The organism is Streptomyces sp. NPDC030809, from assembly GCF_055572195.1.
Genome location: NZ_JBVIDV010000005.1, coordinates 175,684 through 198,599 on the forward strand (window position 1 = coordinate 175,684; position 22,916 = coordinate 198,599).

A 22,916-nucleotide genomic window follows, 5' to 3' on the forward strand; every position below is an offset into this window, starting at 1 on the left:
GCTCGGGGAGACGGGTACGGGCAGAAACGATCGAGCACAGTTCTGAACCGGTGGGAGCGCTCCCACTGTGCAGATGTGACGGGACGGCGTCAAGACGCGCGGAGAGCCGGGGGCGATGCGCAAGGTATTTACCCGACTGCTCTTTTTTTCGGCGGCCGTTGGCGCTACGGTCTGGCCGCAACCAGTGGGAGCGCTTCCACCAGTCGGCGCGCCGTCAGGGCGCACCTTGCCGCACGCACTCGCTCCATCACCTCCCTGCGCCTCTCGGCGCTGCTCGGCGCTGATCGGCCGTGCCTGCCCGGGCATGGGCCGGTCACCCCTTCCGGCTTCCTCCCTTTCCACCCTGTCCCGCCTTCGCATCCGATCGCGGACCGGTTCCCCCGGTCGCACGAGGCAGTGGCAAGCGCACGTACGGGCCCATGCGCGCGCCGGCTGCGACACCGCACCGCTCCCTCCGCCACGGACTGCGCGAAAGCTTGCGCACCCCGAATGGAAAGGCACCCCACCCATGAGCCGCACGATCCCCCGAACCGCCTTATTGGCGGCACTCAGTCTCCTCACTGCCGCCGGCGCCACCGCCACGGCGTTCGGCACCCCGTCCGGCACCGCCGCCGCCGGCTGCAAGGTCGAGTACCGGATCTCGAACCAGTGGGACACCGGGTTCGGCGCCAACGTGACCGTCACCAACACCGGTGACCCGGTGGCCTCCTGGACCGTGGAGTGGTCCTACGCGAACGGCCAGCAGGTCACCCAGGGCTGGAACGCCACCATCACCCAGTCCGGGTCCGCGATCACCGCGAAGAGCATGTCCTACAACGGGTCGCTGGGCACCGGCGGTTCGACGTCCTTCGGCTTCAACGGTTCGCACACGGGCACGAACGCCGTCCCCGCCGCGTTCAAGCTCAACGGCGTCACCTGCAACGGCGCCACCGAGCCGACCCAGCCCCCCACCACACCTCCGACGACACCGCCGACCACGCCTCCGCCCACCGGCGGCAAGGTCGACAACCCCTACGCCGGCGCCAAGATGTACGTGAACCCCGAGTGGTCCGCCCACGCCGCCGCCGAACCGGGCGGCAGCAGGGTGTCCCAGCAGCCCACCGCGGTCTGGCTCGACCGCATCGCGCTCGTCAACGGCACGAGCGGCAGGATGGGGCTGCGCGACCACCTCGACGCGGCCCTGGCGCAGAAGGGCAGCGGCGAACTCGTCGTCCAGTTCGTGGTATACGACCTGCCCGGCCGGGACTGCTCCGCGCTCGCCTCCAACGGCGAGCTGGGCCCCACCGAGATCGACAAGTACAAGACGCAGTTCATCGACCCCATCGCCGCGATCCTCGCCGACCCCAAGTACGCGGGGCTGCGGATCGTCACCGCGATCGAGATCGACTCCCTGCCGAACCTCGTCACCAACGTCTCCGGGCGCCCGACGGCAACCCCCAACTGCGACGTGATGAAGGCCAACGGCAACTACATCAAGGGCGTCGGCTACGCACTGAACAAGCTCGGCGCGATCCCCAACGTCTACAACTACGTGGACGCGGGCCACCACGGCTGGCTGGGCTGGGACGACAACCTCGGCGCCTCCGCCGAGATGTTCAAGCAGGCCGCGACCGCCGAAGGCTCCACCCTCTCCAAGGTGCACGGCTTCGTCGTCAACACGGCCAACTTCAGCGCGCTGAAGGAGGATCACTTCAAGATCGACGACTCCGTCAACGGCACCCCCGTGCGCCAGTCGAAGTGGGTCGACTGGAACCGCTACACCGACGAGCTGTCCTACGCCCAGGGCATGCGCGCCAAGCTGGTCTCCCTGGGCTTCGACCCGGGCATCGGCATGCTCATCGACACCTCCCGCAACGGCTGGGGCGGCACCGCCCGGCCCACCGGCCCCGGCGCCCTGACCAACGTGGACACGTACGTCAACGGCGGCCGGTACGACCGGCGCATCCACCTCGGCAACTGGTGCAACCAGTCCGGCGCCGGGCTGGGCGAGCGGCCGAAGGCGGCTCCGGAGCCCGGCATCGACGCGTACGTGTGGGTCAAGCCGCCGGGCGAGTCGGACGGGGCGAGCAAGGAGATCCCCAACGACGAGGGCAAGGGGTTCGACCGGATGTGCGACCCGACCTACACGGGCAACGTGCGCAACGGGAACAGCATGTCGGGGGCCCTCCCGAACGCTCCGCTCGCCGGGCAGTGGTTCTCCGCCCAGTTCCAGGAGCTCATGAAGAACGCGTACCCGGCCCTTTGACGCACGGCCGGTGAAGACACGCGGCCGTGCGGAACCGTCGGGGTTCCGTACGGCCCCGCGCCGTGGGCCCACGGCTCACGGCGCGGGGCCCACGGCCCACGGCCCACGGCCCACGGCTCAGGAGGAAGCCCGGACGATCAGCTCCGTCGGGAGGATCCGTCCCGGCTCCTCCCCCGCCGCGGGACCCCCTCCGGGCCTCCCCGCGATCATCCGGAGCAGCATCCGCGTCATCGTGCGGCCCATCTCCTCGATGGGCTGGCGCACGCTCGTCAACGGCGGATCCGTCAGCCGGGCCACCACGGAATCGTCCACCCCGACCAGCGCCACGTCCTCGGGGACCCGCCGCCCCGCCTCGCGCAGCGCCCCCAGCGCCCCGGCCGCCATCACGTCCGAGGCGGCGAACACCGCGTCCAGCCCGGGGGCGCGCGCCAGCAGTTCGCGCATCGCCCGCCGGCCCCCCGCCTCGGTGAAGTCCCCGGCCGCGACCAGGGACTCGTCGGGCGGGATCCCCGCCTCGGCCAGCCCCGCGCGGTAGCCGCCCAGGCGCGCCCGGGCCACGTACATGTCCGGCGAGCCCGTGATCGTCGCGATCCTGCTGCGGCCGCGGGCCACCAGGTGGGCGACGGCCGCCCGTCCCGCACCGATGTTGTCGGAGTCCACGAAGGCCACCGGCTCGGCTGCGGAACGCCGCCCGTTCAGGACGAGCGGCAGCCCCCGCCGCACGATCCGGTCGGGCAGCGGGTCGTCACCGTGCACCGAGGCCAGCAGCACCCCGTCGACCCGCTGCGCGGCCGCATAGTGCTCGAACCGCTGCCGCTCCGCTTCCGTGCGGACCAGCGTGAGCAGCAACTGCTTGTCCGCCGCGGCCAGTTCGGTGCTCACTCCGCGGATCAGATCGAGGAAGTACGGCTCCGCGAACAGCCGGGCCTCGGTCTCCGGGATCACCAGGGCGACGGCATCGGTCCGGTTGCCGGCCAGGGCTCTGGCCGCCTGATGGGGTACGTACCCCAGTTCCGCGACGGCCCGGGCCACCGCCGCCCGGGCCCGCTCGCTCACCCCCGGCGAGCCGTTCATGGCCCTGGAGACCGTCCCCCGGCCGACACCGGCCAGGGCCGCGACCTCGTCCAGGGTGGGTCTGCCGCTCTGCCGTCCGCTCACGCTCTTGGACTCCCCTCGGCGCCGTCTCCCGCTGCACCGGGCGCGGGCCCGGCGGGCTGATGGGACGAGCCGGTGCGCACCCGTCCCGCAGCTGGGGAACACCGTACGCCGGAGTGGCAGTTGGGAGCGCTCCCCGCGTACTGCGCATCCTCTGCCGGCACCATGGCCGCCTTTCCACCCGACCGGGCCGGGCGAAGGCAGCCCCTGCATGGGCCGTGCCCTCGTGACGGATTCACGTGGGCCCCTTGACACCCGCAGCAGCCAGGCAGCAACCTTCCGGCAGGTCGTGGGAGCGCTCCCACAGCCCAGCGCCACCGGCTCCACAGGTCCCGTCCAGTCCGGCACGACTTCATCCGCACCTGCGTTGGGAGCCTCTTCCATGACTGCGTCCGAGACCCGGCCCCTCTCCACCGTCCGCGCCTTCCCGCCCGGCTTCCTCTGGGGCGCGGCCACCGCGGCGTACCAGATCGAGGGCGCCGTCCGCGAGGACGGCCGGACCCCGTCCATCTGGGACACCTTCTCGCACACCCCGGGCAAGGTCTTCGGAGGCCACACCGGTGACGTGGCCGTGGACCACTACCACCGGTTCGCCGAGGACGTCCGCCTCATGTCCGAACTCGGCCTGGGTGCCTACCGGTTCTCCGTCTCCTGGTCACGCGTCCAGCCGACCGGCCGGGGCCCCGCCGTCCAGCGCGGCCTGGACTTCTACCGCCGGCTCGTCGACGAACTGCTCGCCGCGGACATCACGCCCGCGCTCACCCTCTACCACTGGGACCTCCCCCAGGACCTGGAGGACGCGGGCGGCTGGCCGGAGCGCTCGACCGCCGAGCGGTTCGCCGACTACGCGGGCCTGGTGGCAGAGGCGCTCGGGGACCGGGTCGGGCGCTGGACCACGCTCAACGAACCCTGGTGCAGCGCCTTCCTCGGCTACGGCTCCGGAGTGCACGCGCCGGGCCGTACCGATCCGGTCGCGGCGCTGCGCGCGGCCCACCACCTCAATCTGGGTCACGGCCTCGCCGTCCGGGCGCTGCGGGCGGCGCTGCCCGCGGACGCCCAACTCGCCGTCTCCCTCAACCTCCACGAGATCCGCCCGCTGACCTCCTCGCCGGAGGACCGCGAGGCCGCCCGCCGGATCGACGCCGTGGGCAACCGGATCTGGCTGGGCCCGATGCTGGAGGGTGCCTACCCCCAGGACCTGTTCGTGGACACGGCGCACCTGACCGACTGGTCCTTCGTCCGGGACGGCGACAGCGCGGCCATCCACCAGCCGCTGGACCTGCTGGCCGTCAACTACTACACCCCGACGGTGGTCTCGCACGTCGCGGCGGGCGCGGAGAGGCCGCAGGACGACGGGCACGGCGACAGCGCGCACTCCCCGTGGCCGGGCGCGGACCGCGTCGCCTTCCACCGGGCGCCGGGTGCACGTACGGCGATGGGCTGGCCGGTGGACGCGGGCGCGCTGTACGACCTGCTGACCCGGACGGCCGCCCGGTACCCCGGTCTGCCGCTCGTGGTGAGCGAGAACGGGGCGGCGTACGAGGACGAGCCCGGCCCGGACGGCACGGTCCACGACCCGGAGCGCGCCGCGTACATCCACGCGCACCTCGACGCCGTGCACCGGGCGATCTCCGACGGGGCGGACGTGCGCGGCTACTTCCTCTGGTCGCTGCTCGACAACTTCGAGTGGGCGTACGGCTACGCCAAGCGGTTCGGCGCCGTCCACGTCGACTACGACACCCTGAAGCGCACACCCAAATCGAGCGCCCACTGGTACTCCCTCGTGGCCCGGACGGGCCGGCTGCACGCCCCCGGCGACGCGTAGCCCCGCACGCGCGGCACCGGCCCGGCCCACGGGGGGCGCCGGGCCTCGGCCGTCCCGCGCGGCCCGCCCCGCTGAACCCTGTCGTCCGCTGCGCCGGCACTGGCACCATCGGCACCATGACGAAGACCTCGCTCGCCCGCGCCGCCGCGGCCCTCGCCCTGACGGCCCCCCTGCTGGGCGTCCTCGCCGCCGCGCCGGCCCTCACCAACGGGTGGGGCGCGGACGCCCCCGCCGCGGCGGCCCCGCGGCACGTGTGCACCGGCTGCTGGCCGGGAGCCGGGGACGCCCCCTCACCGGCCGGCCCTCGGGACACCTGCCCGAACTGCTGGCAGGCGCCCCCCACCGCGGCCGTCCGGACCGGCGGCTGGGGCCCCGACTGGCCCGCGCTCCGCGTCATGGCCAGCGGCTGGGGCCAGGACTTCCCCGACGGCGAGAGCACCCTCGGCGCGGAGAACGTCCGGCACGCCGACGCCGCGGCCCAGGGGCCGACGGCCGAGGTGTAGGACACCGGGCGGCGTCGGGCGGGGCGGCGCGGCGGAGTTGCCCGCCTCCGCCGCCTGGCGGCACGTGCACGGCGTGCACCTCGGGGCCCGGCGGGTCGCCACCCGGACGCAGGGCGGGTGCGTCTTCGGGCGCCGCATCCGGGCCGCGAGGCGATCGCCGGGAAAAGGCCCTCAGACCTGGCCGCCCAGCTCTGCCACGAGCCGCCGGTAGGCATCGAAGGCCGGCTTCGGGGTGTAGTCGTCGTACAGCAGGCCGAAGTGGGAGAAGATCCCTTCGGCCCGGCTGTCGGCATCCCGCAGGGCGAAGAGCGCGTAGCCGTCGATGTTCAGCTCGGCGGCGAGGGCGGCCGTGGTCCGGATGACGGTGTCCAGGGCGGCGGCCTGGCGCTGCCCGGTGCGTCCGGGTCCGGTGGGCCAGCCGTTCTCGCAGATGCGGACCGGGACGGTGTCGGGGATGCCCGCCTTCGGCAGACAGGTACGGCGGTACGAGGTGAGGACCGCGGTGACCGCGTCCGCGAGCCGGTCGGCGGCGACGGGGCGGAACACGTCGGGGAAGAAGTCCAGTCCGACGTAGTCCAGGCTCTCCCGGAAGTCAGCGCCGGCCAGGGCTCCGAGGTCGGCCCAGAAGGTGTCGGCGGGGTCGAACGACGGCACGGCGTTGAAGCCGACGGCCACGCGGCGGCCGAGGGAGCGGGCCTCCTCCTTGGCGGCGACCACGCCCTGGACCAGCGCGTTCAGGACGTTGGGGATGCTGCCGTCGACCGGCGGGAGGTCGAGGTTGGGCTCCGCATCATGTCCGGCGCAGCGCCCGAGAGGGCCCGCGACGCCGCGGTGTCGGCCGTGGTCGAGGGATTCGGAGCGCTGTGCCGCGGACTCCACCCTGCCGCCGGGCCGGCGTCGGCGGGCGGGTCGGCCGGCGGAGCGGCCTCTCATCGCGGATCGCGGAAGCGTGACGCACCGCCGGACCCTGACGACGCCTCCTAGCGCAGGGGCGGCAGCAGGGTGGGGTCGGCGATGATGCGCTGGACGGTCGACCAAGCCGCGCCCAGGACCGGGCCGCGGCGGCCGAGGGCGGACGGCCGTACCGCCTCCCGGGGCCAGGGCCGGACCGTGACGCGGGCGGCCAGTTCGGCGCGCACCGGCGGGAGGAGCCATTCGGCGAGTTCCGCGTAGGCGCCGCCCAGGACGAGGCGGTCCGGGTCGATCAGGTTCACCACGGAGGCGAGGGCGAGACCCAGGGCCCGTCCGGCGCGGTCCAGGGCGCGCAGGGTCGCCTCGTCCCCGGACCCGGCCCGCTGGGCCAGCAGGGCCACCGGGTCGCCCGTACCTGCCAGTCCCGCTTCGCGCAGTACGGCGGCCTCGCCCGCGTACTGCTCCAGGCAGCCGCGTGCCCCGCAGGGGCAGGGTGCGCCCTCCGGGTGGACGGGCAGGTGGCCGAGTTCGCCCGCGAAGCCGCGGGCGCCGCGGAACAGCTGCCCGCCCATGACCAGTGCGGCGCCGATTCCGGCCTCCGCGGAGACGTGGACGAAGGTCTCGGCGGGGTGGCCCTGCTGCCGCTGCTCGGCGAGCGCCCCCAGGTTGGCCTCGTTCTCCGGCTCCGGCACGGTGGCGGGGTCGGGCCAGTGGTCGGCGGGGCGCACGGCCCGCCAGCCGAGGTTGGGGGCGTGGGCCACCAGCCCGCGCGGGGCGTTCGGCACCACGCCCGGCACCGCCATGACCCGCCCCGCGAGGCGCAGGCCGAGGGCCGCGGCCTCGGCCTCCGCCTCGGCCCCCAGGGCGGCGGCCTCCGCCAGGACCTGCCCGGGCGGCCGTCCCGCGTTGGACCGTTCCACCCGGCGCCACACCCGCGGTGCACCGCGCAGGTCCACGACACACGCGGCGAGATGGGCGACGCCGATCTCCAGTCCCAGGCCCGCGGGACCCCGGTCGTTCAGGACCAGGGCCCGACCGGGGCGGCCGACGCGTCCGCTGGGCGCGGACTCCGCCTCGGTCAGCGCGCCCCGGCCGATGAGCTCGTCGACCATGGAGGAGACGGCGGGCCTGGTCAGGCCGGTGTGGCCGGCGACGTCCGCCCGGGAGAGCGGGCCGTGCGCGGCGACGGCGCCCATCACCACCGCGAGGTTCTGCCGGCGCATGCCCTGCTGCGAGGCGGGCGAGGCCTCCGCGCCACCGCCCGCCCTGCCGATCCCGGCCATCGAGCCGTCCCTCCTACCGTCGTACCGGCGGGACCTCCTGAAGGGCCCGCGCCCGCCGCAGCGTACTGGTGATCCGTTCGAGCGCGTCCTCGTCACGGGTGACGGGTTCCAGCACCCGGCCTGCGGAGGTCCCCCAGCGCCGGGCGACGGCGTCGGCGGGTTCGCCCGTGAGCAGTGCGGCGGCCTGGGCGGCGGCCCCGAGCGCGACCGGTTCCCGGGTCCCGGGCACCTGGACCGGCCGGCCGGACAGCCGCCGTACGGTCTGCTGCCAGGCCCTGCCGCGGGCGCCGCCGCCGATCAGCAGCAGGGGCTCGTCGGGGGCGGGGTCCTCGCCCCCGGCGCGCAGTACGTCGCCCAGGGCCGCGAGCAGGGCGTGGGCGGCTCCGTCGTAGGCGGCCTGGAGCAGCTGTCCCGGTGTGGTGTCGTGGCGCAGGCCGTGGACCAGGCCGGAGGCACCCGGGAGGTCCGGGGTGCGCTCGCCGTCCAGGTAGGGGAGCACCACCGCCGTGCCGCCCGCTTCGACCTCTTCGCGGTCGCGGCCGAGGAGGGCGGCGAAGCGGTCGACGGCGAGGGTGCAGTTGAGGGTGCAGGCGAGCGGCAGCCAGCCGCCGAGGGCGTCGGCGAAGCCGGCGACGGTTCCGCTCGGGTCGGCGGGCCGGGTCCGGCCGACGGCGTAGACGGTGCCGGAGGTGCCGAGGCTCAGCACCGGACGGCCGGGGGTCAGGCCCAGCCCGAGGGCGGCGGCCATGTTGTCGCCGGTTCCGGTGGCCACGAGCGCGCCCTCGCGCAGGGGCGTCCCGGCCCGGACGGTGCCCGCCGGGGCGCCCGGCGGAAGGACCCGGGGCAGCAGCGCGGGGTCGAGTCCGATGCGGCCGAGGAGGTCCCGGTCGTAGCCGTCCGGGCCCCACCAGCCGGTTCCCGATGCGTCGCCGCGGTCCGTGACCGCCTCGCCGGTCAGCCGCTCCGTCAGGAAGTCGTGGGGAAGCCGGACGGCCGCGACCCGGTCGGCGGCGGCGCGCTCGTGCTCCTGCAGCCAGGCCCATTTGGCGGAGGTGAAGGCGGCCGTCGGGACGCTGCCGGTGCGGCGCGCGAGTTCTGCGGGGCCGAAGGCGGCGGTGAGTGCGGCGGCCTGGGGGGCGGAGCGGACGTCGTTCCACAGGAGCGCCGGGCGCACCGGCCGCCCGGCGCTGTCGAGGGTGACCAGGCCGTGCTGCTGGCCGGCGATCGAGCAGGCGGCGGCGCGGTCCGCCCAGCCGGTGCCCGCCAGGGCCTCGCCGAGCGCCCGCCACCACTGCTCGGGGTCGCTCTCGCGGCCGGGGCCCGTGGTGACGGTGTGCGGGGCGCGGCCCTCGCCCAGGACGGCGCCGGTTTCGAGGTCGACGGCGAGGGCCTTGGCGGACTGGGTGGAGCTGTCGACACCGATCACGACACGCTGGGCAGTCATGCGTTCCTCCGGCGGGGTTCCGTCTGGGCTCTCGGCATACTAATTTGTTTTTCGTCATTACAAATAGCCCTCGGCCTGCTCCGGAGCGCCTCATGACCAGCGACCCGCTCACCCCCGTTCCCGCGCACAGGTTCACCTTCGGCCTGTGGACCGTCGGCTGGCAGGGACGGGACCCCTTCGGGGACGCCACCCGCCCCGCCCTCGACCCGGTCGAGACCGCGGAGAAGCTCGCCGGGCTCGGCGCCTACGGTGTCACCTTCCACGACGACGACCTGATCCCCTTCGGCGCCGGCGAGGCCGCCCGAGAGCAGGCGGTCAAGCGCTTCCGCACCGCACTCGACGCGGCCGGGCTGAAGGTGCCGATGGCCACGACCAACCTCTTCACCCATCCGGTGTTCAAGGACGGCGCCTTCACCGCCAACGACCGGGACGTGCGCCGCTACGCCCTGCGCAAGACGATCCGGAACATCGACCTGGCCGTGGAGCTCGGCGCCTCGGTCTACGTGGCCTGGGGCGGCCGCGAGGGCGCGGAGTCGGGCGCGGCCAAGGACGTGCGCGCCGCTCTCGACCGGCTGAAGGAGGCCTTCGACCTGCTGGGCGAGTACGTCGCCGACCAGGGCTACGACCTGCGCTTCGCGATCGAGCCCAAGCCCAACGAGCCGCGCGGTGACATCCTGCTGCCCACGATCGGCCATGCCCTGGCGTTCATCGACGAGCTGGAGCGGCCGGAGCGGGTGGGTCTCAACCCGGAGGTCGGCCACGAGCAGATGGCCGGATTGAACTTCGCGCACGGCATCGCCCAGGCCCTGTGGCACGGCAAGCTGTTCCACATCGACCTCAACGGCCAGACCGGCATCAAGTACGACCAGGACCTGCGCTTCGGCGCGGGGGACCTGCGCCAGGCCTTCTGGCTGGTGGACCTGCTGGAGTCGGAGGGCTACGACGGCCCCCGGCACTTCGACTTCAAGCCGCCGCGCACGGAGGACTCCGCCGGAGTCTGGGCCTCGGCGGCCGCCTGCATGCGCAACTACCTGCTCCTGGCGGAGCGTTCCCGCGCCTTCCGGTCCGACCCGGAGGTCCGGGCCGCGCTCGCCGCCGCCCGGGTGCCCGAACTCGCCCTCCCCACCGCCGAGGACGGCCTGGCCGGGCTCCTGGCCGACCGGTCCGCCTTCGAGGACTTCGGCCTCGATGCCGCCGCCCGCCGCGGCATGGCCTTCGAGCAGCTGGACCAGCTCGCCCTCGAACACCTCATCGGGGCCCGCTGAGGCGCACCGCCCGGGAGCCGGGGCCCTGGCGTCCCACGGCCCCGGCTCCGCCGCGCGACGACCGCCGTCAGGGCTGCGCCCGCACTCCTGCCGCCCGGCTGCGGCCACGAAGCGCGGCCTTCCGCTCCAGAGAATGTGCGCGCTAACAATTGAAGCGGCGAGGCACCAGGGAAGCGAGGGCCGAGCGCAGCCGCCGCCCCGTCCGCACAGCCTTCACCGCACAGCCCCGGTCCACCCTCGCCACAAGGCCGGTCCCCGGCACCGCCGTTGATCCATCGCTGATCGTCCAGACCCTTGACGACGCTCTTGTGAGCGTTAACACTCAGGTAACGCCAGGCCGGCGGCACTGCACGACCCGAACTGCGCACAGCGCGGGGCAGCGACTTCCGGCCGGTGCCGCCCGACCGCTTCCGGTCCTCCCAGCCGGGTCGCATCGTGCCGGTCGCGGAACACCACTGGAGGAACTGTGCGGAAGCTTTCAGCGAGCCTTGTCGCCCTGGGTCTGACGCTGTCCCTGGCAGCCTGCGGCCAGAGCGCCAACGGAGCAGGCGGGGGCGGGGCCGAGGGCGGCACCGCGAAGGGCGGCCTCGTCGGCATCGCGATGCCGACCAAGTCGTCGGAGCGCTGGATCAACGACGGCAACAACATGGTCAAGGAGTTCCGGGCCAAGGGGTACGCGACCGACCTCCAGTACGGCGACAACGTCGTGGAGAACCAGGTCGCCCAGGTGGAGAACATGATCACCAAGGGGGCCAAGCTGCTGGTGATCGCCGCCATCGACGGTTCCTCCCTCACCAACGTCCTCCAGAAGGCCGCCGACGCCCACATCCCCGTCATCTCCTACGACCGCCTGATCCGCGGCACCGGCAACGTCGACTACTACGCGACCTTCGACAACTACAAGGTCGGTGTCCTCCAGGGCAGTTACATCGTCGACAAGCTCGGCGTGAAGAACGGCAAGGGCCCCTTCAACATCGAGCTGTTCGCCGGCTCGCCCGACGACAACAACTCCGCGTTCTTCTACAACGGCGCGATGAGCGTCCTCAAGCCGTACATCGACAGCAGGAAGCTGGTCGTGAAGAGCGGCCAGACCTCCCTCAGCCAGATCGCCACGCTTCGCTGGGACGGCGGTCTCGCCCAGTCCCGCATGGACAACCTGCTGAGCAAGTCGTATACGACCGCACGCGTCGACGCCGTCCTCTCCCCGTACGACGGCATCTCGATCGGCATCATCTCCTCGCTCAAGGGCGTCGGTTACGGCGCCGGCCGGCCGCTGCCCGTGGTCACGGGCCAGGACGGCGAGCTGGCCTCCGTGAAGTCGATCATCGCGGGCGAGCAGACCCAGACCGTCTACAAGGACACCCGCCAACTGGCCAAGGTGGCCGTCCAGATGGGCGATGCGCTGCTGACCGGAGGCAAGCCCGAGGTCAACGACACCAAGCAGTACGACAACGGGGTCAAGACCGTGCCGGCGCACCTGCTCCAGCCGGTGAGCGTGGACAAGGAGAACTACCGGAAGGTCCTGGTGGACAGCGGGCAGTACACCGCGGACCAGCTCAAGTAGCCCACGGGACCCGGCCGACGGGTCCGCAGGCACCGAACCGGCGGTACGGCGCCCGGTACGCGCGGCACCGCACCGCCCCGACGATACGGACGCACAGCCATGACCCGACCCGTTCTCGAGATGCGGTCGATCAGCAAGACGTTCCCCGGTGTCAAAGCCCTTTCCGAGGTCAACCTGACCGTCGCCCCCGGCGAGGTGCACGCCGTCTGCGGTGAGAACGGCGCCGGCAAGTCCACGCTGATGAAGGTGCTCAGCGGGGTCTACCCGCACGGCGGCTACCAGGGCGAGATCTACTTCGAGGGCGAGCCCTGCCGGTTCCGGGACATCCGGGCCAGCGAGCAGCGCGGCATCGTCATCATCCACCAGGAACTCGCGCTGGTGCCCTACCTGTCGATAGCGGAGAACATCTTCCTGGGCAACGAGCACGCCACCCGGGGCGTCATCAGCTGGCACCGGACCCTGACCCACGCCGCCGAGCTGATGCGCCAGGTCGGGCTCGCCGAGAGCCCGCACACCCGGGTCGCCGATCTCGGCGTGGGCAAACAGCAGTTGGTCGAGATCGCGAAGGCGCTCGCCAAGAAGGTCAGGCTGCTCATCCTGGACGAGCCGACGGCCGCCCTGAACGACGAGGACAGCCGCAAGCTGCTCGACCTGATCCTCGAGCTCAAGGCCCGGGGCATCTCCTGCATCCTGATCTCGCACAAGCTCAACGAGATCGCCCGGGTGGCCGATGCCGTCACCGTCCTGCGGGACGGGCGGACCATCGAGACCCTCGCGATCGGTCCGGAGGGCATCTCCGAGGAGCGGATCATCCGCGGCATGGTCGGCCGCGACCTCGAACACCGCTACCCGGAGCGCACCCCGGAGATCGGCGAGGTCGCCTTCGAGATCGAGGACTGGAGCGTGCGGCACCCCATCGACCACCGGCGCAAGGTGGTCGACGGGGTCTCGCTGCACGCCCGCCGGGGCGAGATCGTCGGCATCGCCGGCCTCATGGGCGCCGGCCGCACCGAACTGGCCATGAGCGTCTTCGGCCGCTCGTACGGGCGGTGGACCGGCGGCCGGGTGCGGATGCACGGCCGGGAGATCCGCACCCGGACGGTTCCGGAGGCGATCGGGCACGGCATCGCGTACGTGACCGAGGACCGCAAGCAGCTCGGCCTCAACCTCATCGACGACATCAGCCGGAACATCTCCCTCAGCGCCCTGGGCAAGGTGTGCCGGCGTGGCCGGGTCGACCGGCACGAGGAGGCGCGCGTCGCGGAATCGTTCCGTCGGACCATGAACATCAAGGCCCCCTCGGTGTTCGCCGAGACCGGCAAGCTCAGCGGCGGCAACCAGCAGAAGGTCGTCCTCAGCAAATGGATCTTCGCCGAGCCGGAGGTGCTGATCCTCGACGAACCGACCCGGGGCATCGACATCGGCGCCAAGGCGGAGATCTACTCCGTCATCGCCGAACTCGCCGCCGAGGGCAAGACCGTACTCGTCATCTCCTCCGAACTCCCCGAACTCCTGGGCCTGTGCGACCGGATCTACACCATGGCCGCAGGCCGGATCACCGGTGAGGCGACCCGTGCGGAGGCCACCCAGGAATCCCTCATGCGGCTCATGACCATGAGCGCGGCATCCCCCGACAAGCAGGTATGAGGCATGGCCCAGACCAAGACCACCCCGGACACTCCGGACAGCCCGGACACCCCGGCCACCCCCACCAGCACACCGGAGACCGGCCGACGGCCTTGGGCCGGCGGCGTGCTGGCCCGAGCGCTGCGCGGCAACCTGCGCCAGTACGGGATGCTGCTCGCCCTGGCGCTGATCGTGCTGCTGTTCCAGTTCTGGACGGGCGGCATCCTGCTCCAGCCGCTCAACATCACCAACCTGGTCCAGCAGAACGGCTACATCCTCATCCTCGCCATCGGCATGATGATCGTCATCATCGCCGGGCACATCGACCTGTCGGTCGGGTCGCTCGCCGCCTTCGTCGGGGCGGCGGCCGCGGTGATGATGGTCGAGCACGACACGGCCTGGCCCGTGGCGCTGGCGGCCGGGCTGCTGATCGGGGCGCTCGCCGGAGCCTGGCAGGGGTTCTGGATCGCCTACCTGGGGATCCCCTCGTTCATCGTCACGCTGGCCGGCATGCTGCTGTTCCGGGGCGGGACCCAGATCCTCCTGCAGGGCCAGTCGGTGGCGCCGTTCCCCAAGGGCTTCCAGAACATCAGCAGCGGCTTCCTCCCCGAGGTGGGCCCCGCCACCGACTACCACAACCTCACCCTGCTCCTGGGCTTCACGGTGCTCGCCGTGGCGATCCTCCAGGAGGTGCGCGGTCGGCGGCGGGCCGTCTCGTACGGACTGGAACCGCTTCCGGCCGGGCTGTTCCTGGTGAAGCTCGGTGCGATCACCGCGGCCGTGGCGGCCTTCACGCTGCTGCTGGCCAGCTACCACGGCGTGCCGATCGTCCTGCTGATCCTCGGAGCCCTGCTGGTGGGCTTCGGATACGCGATGCGCAATTCGGTCCTCGGCCGGCACACCTACGCCATCGGCGGGAACGAGGCGGCGGCGCGACTGTCGGGGGTCAAGAGCAAGCGGGTCGTCTTCCTGGCCTTCGTGAACATGGGCGTGCTCGCGGCCCTGGCCGGGATGGTGTTCGCCGCACGGCTCAACGCCGGCACCCCGCAGGCCGGCATCAACTTCGAGCTGGAGGCGATCGCCGCGGCGTTCATCGGCGGCGCCTCCGCGAGCGGCGGTGTGGGGACCGTCCTGGGTGCGCTCACCGGCGGCCTGGTACTGGGCGTGCTGAACAACGGCATGTCGCTGGTGGGCGTCGGAACCGACTACCAGCAGGTGATCAAGGGCCTGGTGCTCCTGGCGGCCGTCGCCTTCGACGTCTACAACAAGCGCAAGGCCGGGGCCTGACCCGGCGCCGCGCCGCCCCGTGTGCCGGAGCCGCCGGGGCGGTTCCGGCACACGGGGCGGGCCGTCAGTGTGCCCAGCGGGTGCAGGCGGTGCGGTCGACCCATTCGTGGGAGGAGATCCGGTCGTTGACCTGCTGGCCGGTGGTGAAGTAGTCGTCGGTGAGGTCGTCGGCGTACAGCTCGTCGCCGGACAGGCAGATGTAGCCGCCGCTGTAGTTGGAGCTGCCGCCGGTCAGGCGGTAGAAGGCGACCACCCGTGTGCGGCTGTAGTTGTTGTTCATGATGGAGGACGCGGAGTCGTTGTCGGACCAGCGGAAGTCGCCCGCGGAGTCGCCCCAGTCCCGGTCGTTGACGTTCACCGCCGACTCCCCGAGGTAGTCACCGGTGCAGCCGGTGTGCTGCCAGGCGCGGACCTTGTCGTCCCCGTTGTCCTCGTACCGGCGGTACCAGTAGTCGCAGGTCTCCCCCTGGATGGTGACGGCAGGGGAGGCGGCGGCCCGGGCGGTGGCGCTCTGGGCGGTGGCGGCCGGCGCGATGAGGCCGAGGGCGGCCAGGGCGACCGCCGCGGCGGTCAGGGCTGTCGTGCGCATGGTGGTGGCTCCTTCGTGTAAGCCTCGACTGAGGCGGTGTCCGCGGCCCGGTCGGTGCCGCGGAGTCCTTGGGGGCAGCGGGGTCAGCCCGCTGCCGGAGGGAAGGTCGCCGCACGGGCCAGGGCCCGCTGCAGGAGGCGGCCGTGGGTGCCGAGCTCCGCGCCGTACGTCTCCCACAGCTCGGCCCGGTACCGGTCTTCGAGGTCCCGGGCGACGGCACCCAGTCCGCTCCGGCGGGCGCAGCCGGCTTCGGCCGCGGCCAGTTCCCGTTCCCGCGCGAAGGCCCGCTCCGGCGGCAGGCCGCGGGTGAGGCGCGGGAGGTCCTCGCGGGCCTGCGGGGGCGAGGCGTACCGGTGGTTGGCCCCGTGCATGCAGCGGGACCACTCCCGCTGCGCCGCGGTGAACCGGGGGTTGCGCAGCAGCCGGGGCACGTACAGCGGGGTGAGGCTGCCCGCGATCTTGTCCGCGCGGAACCAGGTAGCCGGGTCCCCGTACAGGTGGCGCAGGGCCTCGCCCTTGCAGCCGCCCAGGCGGGTGCGGACGGCACCGCCGCCCGCGGTGCGGGCGGTGGTCGGCGGCGTTCCCGGCCCGCCGTTGTACGCAGCGTGGTACGCGCGCCTGTCCGCGCTGGAAAGGCTGCTGCGGTAGCGGGAGTTGGGGTCGGACCGGGCGGCCTGGGCCGCTCGGGCGCCGAGCCGGCTGCCGTAGCCGTGCTCGCGGGCCCAGGCCGGGTCGTCGAGCACGTACGCCACGGTGCGCCGCTCGTCGACCGTGAGCGGGTTCCAGACCACGTACTTCCAGCCGCGGCGGCGCATACAGGTGCCGATGAGCATCTCCTCGGCACGGGACAGCTGCTCTTCCTGCCGGTCCGTGAGCCGCACGTCGGCGGTGGGCCGCGGGGGCTGCGGGGGCGTGGGTGCGGTGCCGGTGCAGCCGGTGAGCGCGGCGCAGGCGGCGACGGCGGTGGCGAGCACGGACAGGCGGGGGCGGCGGCTTCGCATGCGGCCCTCCTCTCTGCGGGGCGGACGGGTGTTCCGACGGCCGGTCCGCGGAGGTCCGGCCATGCGGACTCCCGGGTTCCGGGAGGCGGTCGGCGACGGCGACGGCGCGGGGGCACCGGACGAGCGCGCCGGATACGGAGCCGGCAGCAGCGCCGGGAAGCCCGGAAGCGGCTCCGACGTCGAGTTTTGGGGTCTGTCCGGTTGTCCGGTAGGCCCCTTTCATCGCTCCGGACAATCCAGTTGGATCGCTGGAACGAGGCGTGCCGGGACCGGGCGCGCGGGGCCGGGCTCGGGGGGGCTGTGGGACGCAAGGAGCGGGAGCTGGATCCGGCGGACGGGCCGGTGGCCCGGTTCGCCGTGGAACTGCGCAAGCTGCGCCGGGACGCGGGTCCCCTGACCTACCGGACGATGGCCGAGCGGGCGCACTACTCCGCCGCCACCCTCGCCGAGGCGGCCTCGGGCGAGCGCCTGCCGTCGGAGGCGGTGACCCTGGCCTACGTGCGCGCGTGCGGCGGTGACGAGGCCGAGTGGCGGGAGCGGCGGCGCGAGGCCGAGGACGAGGCCGAGCGGGACCGGCAGGCGGCCGACGACGCGCCGGCGGCTGCCCCTTACCGGGGCCTGGCCCGCTACGAGACCGGTGACAAGGACCTGTTCTTCGGCCGGGAACGCCTCACCGCGCGGCTCGCCGGCCTGGTCGCCGGACAGCCGCTCACCGTGCTGGCCGGGCCGTCCGGCAGCGGTAAGTCCTCGCTGCTCCGCGCCGGGCTGGTGCCCCGGCTCCAGGAGGCCGCGGACGGGGAGTTCCGCCCGTCCGGGATCCGGATCCTGTCCCCCGGCCCACATCCCGCCCGCACCCACGCCGCGCTCCTGGAACCGGCGGCCGCCCGGCCCGGCTCGCTCCTGCTGGTGGACCAGTTCGAGGAGGTCTTCACACTCTGCGCGGACCCCGCGGAGCGGTCCCGCTTCCTCGACGCGCTGCTGGCCGCCGCCGGGTCCGGGCCGGGCGGCAGCCGCGTCGTGGTCGCGGTCCGCACCGACTTCTACGGCCACCTCGCCCGGCATCCCGGTCTGGCCGAAGCGGCGCAGGACGGCACGCTCCTGGTGGGGCCGATGAGCCCGGGCGAGCTGCGGGAGGCCGTCACCAGACCGGCCGCCGCCCACGGCTTCCTCGTCGAGAAGTCGCTGACCGCCCGGATCGTCGACGAGCTGGCGGGGGCGCCGGGCGGGCTGCCGCTGATGTCGCACGCCCTCCTGGAGACCTGGCGGCGCCGCCACGGGCGCACCCTCACCGAAGCCGCGTACCACCGGGCCGGCGGGATCTCCGGGGCCTTGGCCCGGACCGCCGAGGACGTGTACGGGCGGCTCACCCCGGAGCAGCGCCGGACGGCCCGCCACCTGCTGCTGCGCCTGGTCACCCCCGGGCAGGGGGACCGGGACACCCGCCGGCCCGCGCCCCGAGCCGAACTCGTGCTCGGGGGTACGGGGAGTGGACGGGGCCTTGGCGGAGACGGCGGCGGCGCCGGGGCGGGCGGGGCGGGCGGTGATGCCGCGGTGGTCCTCGAACGGCTGGCCCGCGCCCGGCTGATCACCCTGGACCGCGACACCGCCGACCTCGCGCACGAGGCACTGCTGGCGGCCTGGCCGCGGCTCCGCGCCTGGATCGACGAGGACCGCGAGCGGCTGCGCCAGCACCGGCGCCTCACGGAGGCGTCGGCCGGCTGGGAGGCCCTGGGCCGCGATCCGGGGGCCCTGTACCGGGGGTTGCGCCTGGCGGCTGCCGAGGCGCACTTCCCGGCGCCGGGCACGGACCCCGGCGCCGACGGCCTGACCCCGCTGGAAAGGGAGTTCCTTACCGCCGGGCAGCGCGCCCGGGCCCGCGAGGCCCGGCGGCGCAGGGGCGGCACCGCCGTCCTCGCGGTGCTCCTGGCCGTGGCCCTGATCGCGGGGGCCCTCGTGTGGCAGCAGTCCCGGGCGGGCGAGCGGCGCAGGACCGAGGACGAGGCCCGCCGGCTCGTCGGCGTCGCCGAGAGCCTGCGCCAGTCGGATCCGGTGCTGTCCATGCGGCTGAAACTGGCGGCCTGGAACGTCGCGGACCTGCCCGAGACCCGGGCGGGGCTGCTCAGCGCCGCCAACCAGCCCGAGCGGGACGTCTTCCACGATCCCGACCGGGGCCGCAGCACCCTGCGCCGGCTCGGCGCGGACGGCCGCACGCTGCTCAGCATCGGCTCCGGCAGCGTCACCGAATGGGACCTCGACACCCACCGGCCGCGCCGCACGCTGCCCGGCCTGCGGGAGGCGCTGGCCCGCGCCGCCCCGCCGCGGGCGGACTCGCCCTGGCTGCCCGTCCTGGACCGCGCCCGTCCGTACGAGACCCGGGTCGCCGTCCGCGAACTGGCCACGGGGCGGACCCGCCGCCTGCTCCCGCCCGCCGGCCTCGGCGTGGAGATGGGGCCCAGCGGCCGCAGCCTGGTGTCGTACGAGGCGGTCGACGAGGCGGGCCGACCGCACGGCGGCACTCCCCCCGCACGGCTCCACCAGCGCGCCGTGGTCCGGGACCTGACCGACGGGAGGGTTCTGCTCTCCCTTCCCCTGCAGCCCCAGCCCACGCCCCGCGCCGACGAAGTGCTGCACGGAGCCGCCGGGTCCGCGCAGCTCCTGCAGGACGGGGAGGGACGGATCTTCCCCGTGTCCCAGGACGTGGTCCTCAGCCGGGACGACCGCCTCCTCGCCCACTGCCTGCCGGGGCGCCGCCTGCAGCTCTGGGACCTCGGGGGCCGCCGCAGGCTCCCGGCCCCCTGGGCACCGGTCGTGACCGGGGAGCAATGCCGGGACGAGGCCGTCCAGTTCACGCCCGACGGCCGCGGGCTCGCCCTGGCCGGACCCGACGCGCTCCGCAGCTGGGACCTCGCGTCGGGCCGGGAACGCCCCGCCGTCGAGCACGGCCGGCTGCGCGAGGTGCACTACAGCGAGGACGGCCGCTTCGTGGCCGCCACCGACGCCGACGACCTGCTCGTCTGGCGCACCGGCAATCCGCGGATCCCGCTGCTGCGGTACCCGCTGCGGGGCGAGACGGCCGCGCAACTCCGCTTCGACCGGTGGGAGGGCAGGCTCACGTATCTCAGCGGTGCCGACGGTGCCGACGGGTTCGGGGCCACGGTGCGCACCCTCGACCTGCCCGAACTGCCGCATGCGGACTGGCACCGGACGGCGGCCGTACGCAGCGTCCTCAGCCCTGACGGCACCCTGCTGGCCACGGCCCGCTCGGAGGGCCGCCGGATCCGCGTCCGCCTGCAGGCCCTGCTGCCGGACGGCGTCTCCGCCGAACTGCCGGGCACCACCTGCCCGGTCTCGGTCGACGGGCCGCGGATCTTCAGCCGGTGCAGCACGTTCCTGACCTTCAGCCCGGACGGCCGCACCCTGGTCTACGGTTTCGAAGGGCCGCTGCAGCGGGCACCCCTGCGGCTGTTCACCTGGGACGTCCCAGGCCGCCGTGTGACCGGCTCGCAGGATTTCCCGCTCGACGCCACCGGTCCCCTGGGCGACGTGGCCCACACCCCCGACGGCCGCTCGCTGCTGCTGATGGAGGCGCCGTCGGTCCGGCCGGGGAGCCCCGGCTCCGTCCACGTGTGGGACCTGCGGCGGCGGACCGTGCGGACGGCGGTGCCGGGGGCCCAGGGCACGAGCGTGGCGGTGAGCCCGGACGGCAGCCGCCTCGTCACGGACGACGGGCAGGTACGGCTCCTGCCTTCGGGGAGGGCCCCCGCCGGGCCGGCGCGCCTCGGGACCTTCATCGCCGTGGAGTTCAGTCCCGACGGCGCCCTCCTGGCCACCGGAGACCAGGCGGGGCGGGTCACGCTCTGGGACGGGGAGGCCCGCACCCGGCTGGGCGAGCTCCTGCGAGACGGTTCCGGCGCGTCCCGTGCCGTTTCGGCCCTGGCGTTCTCCCCGGACTCCCGACGGCTGGCCGTGGCCTCGGCCGACGGCACGGTCCAGCTGTGGGACACGGCCACCCGCCGCCCGCTCGGCGACCCGCTGCCGGGGCTGGGCGACATCCCCGCCGCGCTCCGCCACAGCCCGGACGGCACCCGCCTCCTGGTGGCGGGACGCCAGACCGGGGTGCGGTCGTACGAGATCGGCATGCGGGCGGCCGCCGCAGCCGTGTGCGGCCGGGCCGGCGGGGCGCTGGCCCGCTCCCGCTGGGAGGCCCTGGTCCACCGGGTCCCGTTCACCGAGGGCTGCCCGCTCCTGCCCGCCTCCGGATGAGGAGCAGGGGCGCCAGGAGGCCCCGGGGCGGCCGGCTCCCCGCACGTGCGCGGGCTGCTGGGTGCGGCGCCGGCTCACACCAGGGCCGCGCCGCCGTCTATCGCGAGCGTGGTGCCGGTGACGTAGGCGTTGGCGAGGACGAAGAGATAGGCGGCCGCGGCCTCCTCGGCGGTGCCGACGCGCTGCGTGAGGAGTGCGGAGCCGGCGTCCTGGAGGAAGGCCTCCGGGTCGGGGACGCTGCCGTCCCACAGTTCGGTGCGGATCACCCCGGGCTGGACCACGTTGACGCGCAGCGGGGCGAGTTCGACGGCGAGCGCCCGGGACAGGGCCTCGATGCCGCCGGTGATGGCCGCCGTGAGCGTGGTTCCGGGCAGGGGGCGGACCGCAAGGACGCCGGAGCTGAAGGTGATCGAGCCGCCTTCGCGCAGGCGCGGTGCGGCGTGCTTGGCGGAGAGGAACGCGCCCCAGAAGCGGCGCTCGAAGACGGCCCTGGCCTCGTGCGGGGCGGTGTCGGCGAGCGGCTTGATCAGGAGGGATTCGCCCGCGGTGTAGACGAGGTGGTCGAACTCCCCCACCTGATCGAAGAACGCGGCGACGGCCTCGCCGTCGGAGACGTCCAGGCGGCGGCCTTCGGCCGGCCCGCCCAGCCGCTCGGCCGCGGCGTCCACGCGGTCCTGATTGCTGGAGGCGACCACGACCTCCGCTCCGGCCGCCGCGGCCTGCTGGGCCACCGCGAAGCCGATGCCGGAAGTTCCGCCGATGATCACGATCTTCTTGCCGGTGAGAGACATGGGATCCGTTCCCGTTCCTTCCTCGATGAGTTGCCGGTGTTCCGGCAACTGCCGTGGCAAGAACGTACGTCTCCGGAGTGAGACGGTGAATGCCTCGAAGTCTCGATCCCTTGTCATATCGTCTCACTGGGCGGGCGCTAGAGTGGCTCCATGGACATCCTGAGCGACACCCTCGAAGTCCTGCGCACGGGACGCCCGATGGTGACCCGCACCGAGGCGCACGCCCCGTGGGCCCTGAAGTTCCAGCCCATCTCGGGGGCCGGATTCCACGTGGTCGTGGAAGGGCACTGCCACCTGCTGCCCCCGCACGGCCGGCCGCTCGCGCTCGCCCCGGGCGACATCGTGTTCCTCCAGCGCGGCAGCGGACACACCCTGTGCGACGTGCCGGACCGCGATCCGGTGGACTTCGTACCGGAGCGCGTGGACCGTTCCTCGCCGATCGGCCAGGTCACCGTGGACGGGCCGGGGCCGCGCACGGTGCTGGTGTGCGGGGCGTACGCCATCGACGTGGACCGCCCGCACCCGCTGTTCGGCGATCTGCCGGAGGTCATCCACCTCCCCGCGGTTCCCGGCCGCCACCCGGTGCTGCGCTCGGCGGTCGACCAGCTGTGCGCCGAGTTCCACGCCCCGCAGCCGGGCTCGGACGCGGTCGTCACGGCCCTCGTCGATCTACTGCTGCTGTACGTCCTCCGCTCGTGGTACGCCGAACTGCCGAAGGAGCGGACCCGGGGGTGGGCGGCGGCGCTGACCGACCCGGCGGTCGCCCCGGCCCTGAAGGCGATCCACGACGATCCGGGGCATCCCTGGACGGTGGAGTCCCTGGGCGGCCGCGCCGGGCTCTCGCGCGCGACGTTCGCCCGCCGCTTCGCATCGGTGGTCGGCGAGCCGCCGCTGACCTACCTGGCCAACTGGCGCATGGCCACGGCGGCGAGGCTGCTGCACCGGTCGCCGGACCCGCTGAGCACCATCGCGCAACGCTCGGGCTACACCTCGGAGTTCGCCTTCGCCAAAGCGTTCAAGCGGCACTTCGGCGTGCCGCCGGGGGCCTACCGCAGGCAGTCCGGGACGGCGGGCGAAGGACCACGCGGATAGGGGCACGGCGGATGCCCGGGCCCGTCCACCGGTCCACCGCCTCCCCCCGGACGGCTTCCCGTCCCCGGCTC

General features: G+C 73.8%; 15 protein-coding genes and 1 pseudogene. 9 read left to right on the plus strand and 7 right to left on the minus strand.

Annotation, left to right across the window (positions count from 1 at the left end; genetic code table 11):
- Nucleotides 1-508 precede the first annotated feature (508 nt).
- The gene (locus ACZ407_RS09215; RefSeq protein WP_468126843.1) at nt 509-2,245 is read left to right on the plus strand and encodes a glycoside hydrolase family 6 protein; all 1,737 of its coding nucleotides are present in this window, start codon (nt 509-511) and stop codon (nt 2,243-2,245) included.
- Between the two features lie 117 nt (nt 2,246-2,362).
- Here ACZ407_RS09215 and ACZ407_RS09220 read toward each other — a convergent pair whose 3' ends face one another.
- Nucleotides 2,363-3,403: a LacI family DNA-binding transcriptional regulator gene (locus ACZ407_RS09220; protein ID WP_468126845.1), complete on the minus strand. Its 1,041-nt coding sequence runs from the start codon at nt 3,401-3,403 to the stop codon at nt 2,363-2,365.
- Nucleotides 3,404-3,782: 379 nt separating this feature from the next.
- On the opposite strand from ACZ407_RS09220, the gene ACZ407_RS09225 reads away from it, so the two are divergent.
- Together ACZ407_RS09225 and ACZ407_RS09230 are read left to right on the plus strand one after the other, a co-directional pair.
- Nucleotides 3,783-5,225: a GH1 family beta-glucosidase gene (locus ACZ407_RS09225; RefSeq protein WP_468126847.1), complete on the plus strand. Its 1,443-nt coding sequence runs from the start codon at nt 3,783-3,785 to the stop codon at nt 5,223-5,225.
- A gap of 116 nt (nt 5,226-5,341) precedes the next feature.
- The gene (locus tag ACZ407_RS09230; RefSeq protein WP_468126849.1) at nt 5,342-5,728 is read left to right on the plus strand and encodes a hypothetical protein; all 387 of its coding nucleotides are present in this window, start codon (nt 5,342-5,344) and stop codon (nt 5,726-5,728) included.
- Between the two features lie 171 nt (nt 5,729-5,899).
- Here ACZ407_RS09230 and ACZ407_RS09235 read toward each other — a convergent pair whose 3' ends face one another.
- From ACZ407_RS09235 to xylB, 3 genes are all read right to left on the minus strand, one after another.
- Nucleotides 5,900-6,607, minus strand: coding sequence for a hypothetical protein (locus tag ACZ407_RS09235; RefSeq protein ID WP_468126851.1), 708 nt, complete (start codon nt 6,605-6,607; stop codon nt 5,900-5,902).
- A gap of 101 nt (nt 6,608-6,708) precedes the next feature.
- Nucleotides 6,709-7,923: an ROK family protein gene (locus tag ACZ407_RS09240; RefSeq protein ID WP_468126853.1), complete on the minus strand. Its 1,215-nt coding sequence runs from the start codon at nt 7,921-7,923 to the stop codon at nt 6,709-6,711.
- 13 nt (nt 7,924-7,936) lie between these two features.
- Nucleotides 7,937-9,367: a xylulokinase gene (xylB, locus tag ACZ407_RS09245; protein WP_468126855.1), complete on the minus strand. Its 1,431-nt coding sequence runs from the start codon at nt 9,365-9,367 to the stop codon at nt 7,937-7,939.
- 92 nt (nt 9,368-9,459) lie between these two features.
- Here xylB and xylA point away from each other — a divergent pair, with 92 nt between their 5' ends.
- The 4 genes and pseudogenes from xylA (at nt 9,460) to mmsB (ending at nt 15,109) form a co-directional block, all read left to right on the plus strand.
- On the plus strand, nt 9,460-10,632 hold the full coding sequence (xylA, locus tag ACZ407_RS09250; RefSeq protein WP_468126857.1) for a xylose isomerase: 1,173 nt from the start codon (nt 9,460-9,462) through the stop codon (nt 10,630-10,632).
- A 466-nt stretch (nt 10,633-11,098) separates the two neighbouring features.
- Complete coding sequence (chvE, locus tag ACZ407_RS09255; protein ID WP_468126859.1) at nt 11,099-12,196, plus strand: multiple monosaccharide ABC transporter substrate-binding protein; 1,098 nt, start codon at nt 11,099-11,101, stop codon at nt 12,194-12,196.
- Between the two features lie 171 nt (nt 12,197-12,367).
- Nucleotides 12,368-13,843: pseudogene (mmsA, locus tag ACZ407_RS09260) on the plus strand (multiple monosaccharide ABC transporter ATP-binding protein); the annotation flags it as partial.
- 3 nt (nt 13,844-13,846) lie between these two features.
- A complete protein-coding gene (gene mmsB, locus ACZ407_RS09265) occupies nt 13,847-15,109 on the plus strand; it encodes a multiple monosaccharide ABC transporter permease (protein WP_468126861.1) in 1,263 nt (420 codons plus the stop codon).
- Between the two features lie 64 nt (nt 15,110-15,173).
- Here the strand turns inward: mmsB and ACZ407_RS09270 are convergent, their stop codons facing one another.
- Together ACZ407_RS09270 and ACZ407_RS09275 are read right to left on the minus strand one after the other, a co-directional pair.
- Entirely contained in the window at nt 15,174-15,698 is a 525-nt protein-coding gene (locus ACZ407_RS09270; RefSeq protein ID WP_468126863.1) for a hypothetical protein, read from the minus strand.
- 83 nt (nt 15,699-15,781) lie between these two features.
- Complete coding sequence (locus ACZ407_RS09275; protein ID WP_468126865.1) at nt 15,782-16,699, minus strand: hypothetical protein; 918 nt, start codon at nt 16,697-16,699, stop codon at nt 15,782-15,784.
- Nucleotides 16,700-16,999: 300 nt separating this feature from the next.
- Between ACZ407_RS09275 and ACZ407_RS09280 the strand changes: the two genes are divergently transcribed.
- Nucleotides 17,000-20,962 carry an nSTAND1 domain-containing NTPase gene (locus ACZ407_RS09280; protein WP_468126867.1) on the plus strand — a complete coding sequence of 1,321 codons (3,963 nt, stop codon included), beginning with the start codon at nt 17,000-17,002 and terminating at the stop codon, nt 20,960-20,962.
- Nucleotides 20,963-21,036: 74 nt separating this feature from the next.
- Here ACZ407_RS09280 and ACZ407_RS09285 read toward each other — a convergent pair whose 3' ends face one another.
- On the minus strand, nt 21,037-21,753 hold the full coding sequence (locus ACZ407_RS09285) for an SDR family oxidoreductase (RefSeq protein ID WP_468126869.1): 717 nt from the start codon (nt 21,751-21,753) through the stop codon (nt 21,037-21,039).
- 150 nt (nt 21,754-21,903) lie between these two features.
- Here ACZ407_RS09285 and ACZ407_RS09290 point away from each other — a divergent pair, with 150 nt between their 5' ends.
- Complete coding sequence (locus ACZ407_RS09290) at nt 21,904-22,845, plus strand: AraC family transcriptional regulator (RefSeq protein WP_468126871.1); 942 nt, start codon at nt 21,904-21,906, stop codon at nt 22,843-22,845.
- Nucleotides 22,846-22,916 lie beyond the last annotated feature (71 nt).

Excerpts from the sequence above, each read along its gene's own strand:
- ACZ407_RS09215 (WP_468126843.1), top strand. The coding sequence starts at position 509 with ATGAGCCGCACGATCCCCCGAACCGCCTTATTGGCGGCACTCAGTCTC.
- ACZ407_RS09225 (WP_468126847.1), top strand. The coding sequence starts at position 3,783 with ATGACTGCGTCCGAGACCCGGCCCCTCTCCACCGTCCGCGCCTTCCCG.
- ACZ407_RS09230 (WP_468126849.1), top strand. The coding sequence starts at position 5,342 with ATGACGAAGACCTCGCTCGCCCGCGCCGCCGCGGCCCTCGCCCTGACG.
- ACZ407_RS09240 (WP_468126853.1), bottom strand. The coding sequence starts at position 7,923 with ATGGCCGGGATCGGCAGGGCGGGCGGTGGCGCGGAGGCCTCGCCCGCC.
- xylB (WP_468126855.1), bottom strand. The coding sequence starts at position 9,367 with ATGACTGCCCAGCGTGTCGTGATCGGTGTCGACAGCTCCACCCAGTCC.
- xylA (WP_468126857.1), top strand. The coding sequence starts at position 9,460 with ATGACCAGCGACCCGCTCACCCCCGTTCCCGCGCACAGGTTCACCTTC.
- mmsB (WP_468126861.1), top strand. The coding sequence starts at position 13,847 with ATGGCCCAGACCAAGACCACCCCGGACACTCCGGACAGCCCGGACACC.
- ACZ407_RS09270 (WP_468126863.1), bottom strand. The coding sequence starts at position 15,698 with ATGCGCACGACAGCCCTGACCGCCGCGGCGGTCGCCCTGGCCGCCCTC.
- ACZ407_RS09275 (WP_468126865.1), bottom strand. The coding sequence starts at position 16,699 with ATGCGAAGCCGCCGCCCCCGCCTGTCCGTGCTCGCCACCGCCGTCGCC.
- ACZ407_RS09285 (WP_468126869.1), bottom strand. The coding sequence starts at position 21,753 with ATGTCTCTCACCGGCAAGAAGATCGTGATCATCGGCGGAACTTCCGGC.
- ACZ407_RS09290 (WP_468126871.1), top strand. The coding sequence starts at position 21,904 with ATGGACATCCTGAGCGACACCCTCGAAGTCCTGCGCACGGGACGCCCG.